The 1,176-nt window shown below is 72.8% G+C and carries 2 protein-coding genes; one reads left to right on the plus strand and one right to left on the minus strand.

All coding sequences use genetic code 11. The features are described 5' to 3' along the window. Positions 1-43: 43 nt before the first annotated feature. The gene (locus tag AB0J52_RS41580) at positions 44-730 is read right to left on the minus strand and encodes a ScbR family autoregulator-binding transcription factor (RefSeq protein ID WP_500188794.1); all 687 of its coding nucleotides are present in this window, start codon (positions 728-730) and stop codon (positions 44-46) included. A 148-nt stretch (positions 731-878) separates the two neighbouring features. On the opposite strand from AB0J52_RS41580, the gene AB0J52_RS41585 reads away from it, so the two are divergent. Further along, the coding region (locus AB0J52_RS41585; protein WP_500188795.1) for a DUF5987 family protein at positions 879-1,176 on the plus strand (298 nt) is incomplete at its 3' end.

Raw genomic sequence — 1,176 nt, forward strand, 5'->3', positions numbered from 1 at the left:
CGCGGCGGCCGGTCCGGGCACGGTCAGGCGGGGCCGGGCGCGGTCAGGCAGGGCCGGGCTCAGCGGGAGCGGGGGTGACGTGGCCGGGGGCGGAGTGGCCGGTCATGGCGGCGCGCGCGTTGAGCAGGTCGAGGAGCTCGGGCAGCCGCTCGGGCTGGACGAGTCCCGGGAGCAGGCAGCGCCACATGGTGGTCACGCAGCTCACCGGGTCGGCCGGCCCGCCGTCCAGGATCACGATCTGCTGCAGCCCGGTGAACGTGGCGACCATGAACCGGGCGACGTCGGCGGTGTTCACGCCGGGCGCGAGGTCACCCTGCCGGTCCGCCTCGGCGAGCAGCGCGGCGGTCTCGGCGATCCAGCCGGTGTGCGGGGGGCGGGTGTGCGACGCGTACAGCCGGGTCTCCAGCAGCAGCCGGATCCCGGCGCGGGCCGGGGGGTTGTCGCGGAACGCCAGGCCGACCGCCCAGGAGAACTCGACCAGCAGGACCAGGGCGCGCGGATGCCTCGGCCGCAGCTCCTCCAGCAGCCCGCGCCAGAGCGCGTCGTACTCGGCCACGATCGTCGCGGCGAGCGTCTCCTTGTCCGGGAAGTGGAAATAGAGCGCCCCTTTGCTGACGTCCTCGTGCCTGGTGATTTCCTGCAGGGTCGTCGCGCCATAGCCGTTGGCCTCGAAGGCCGCGGCGGCCGCCCTGAGAATGGTCTCGCGAGTACGCCGTGCGCGTTCCTGCATGTGCTCACACCCACCCTGTCGCGAAGGGTGATCATCCTATGACAGGGTCATTGACGGGTCAATTATCGACCGGCAATCCCGAAGATGACCACCCGCACCGGGGCCACCGATCCTTTTTGTGAATTCACGACGGTGAGGGAGGGTCCAGATGGAAACGGCTGACCCGGCCGGCCATGACGCGGCGACCATGACTCTGGAGGCGTTCGCGGACACCATCGTCCCGGGCGAACGGCGCGGCCCCGGGGACCGGGCCGTCGCGGGGGCCGCCCCCGGACCGGGCGCGGTCGCGGCCGGCGCGCTGGAGCTGCTCCGCACCCCGGCCACCGGAGTGACCCAGGGCCTGGACGGCTACGTCGAGGCGCTCAACCGGCACGCCGAGGCGTACGCCCGCGAGCACGGCCGCAACCCTGACGACGACGTGCCGCCGTTCGTGGCGCTGGACCACG

This window comes from Spirillospora sp. NPDC049652, from assembly GCF_040675125.1.
GTDB lineage: Bacteria > Actinomycetota > Actinomycetes > Streptosporangiales > Streptosporangiaceae > Spirillospora.